The 435-nt window shown below is 36.1% G+C and carries 1 protein-coding gene; it reads left to right on the top strand.

Annotated elements, in window-relative coordinates; genetic code table 11:
* The first annotated feature begins 191 nt into the window (after window positions 1–191).
* Window positions 192–320: a CAT RNA binding domain-containing protein gene (locus B3R79_RS04645; RefSeq protein ID WP_293694024.1), complete on the top strand. Its 129-nt coding sequence runs from the start codon at window positions 192–194 to the stop codon at window positions 318–320.
* Window positions 321–435 lie beyond the last annotated feature (115 nt).

Here is a 435-nt window from a genome sequence, read left to right as displayed (position 1 = left end):
GTGACCAACATTCTGAAGTTGTGTCAGGAAGCACGCGCTTAAATGCTGGAGATACCATTTTCCTTGTGGTCAATGAGCCAGATATCGGCAAAATAAGATCCTTACTGATGTAGTTTGTAAAATGATGGCGCTCTTTTTTCTTTCTTTGTAATTTTTGATACAATAAATGGAGAAAAAGGATTGTTTCTGATATGAACATTATCAAAGTTTATAATAACAATGTGGTTTTGGCGAAAAATGACCAGGATGAAGAACTCATTGTTATGGGAAAGGGGCTTGGTTTTCAGAAAAAACGGGCGATGCTATTGCCCCTCTTTTGATTGAAAAGACTTTTGTTTTGTGAAATGAAGGGACTAGTGATGAATTAACATGGTTTTATTTGGAATTGTCATCATCAGGGGCTTACCTATCAACTGTTATGTCAAGTATTTTAGC

Origin of the sequence: Streptococcus sp. UBA3373 (assembly GCF_002360305.1) — a bacterium.
GTDB lineage: Bacteria > Bacillota > Bacilli > Lactobacillales > Streptococcaceae > Streptococcus > Streptococcus alactolyticus.
The sequence above is the reverse complement of the archived record's forward strand: the minus strand, read 5'-3'. Positions and strand labels throughout refer to the sequence as shown.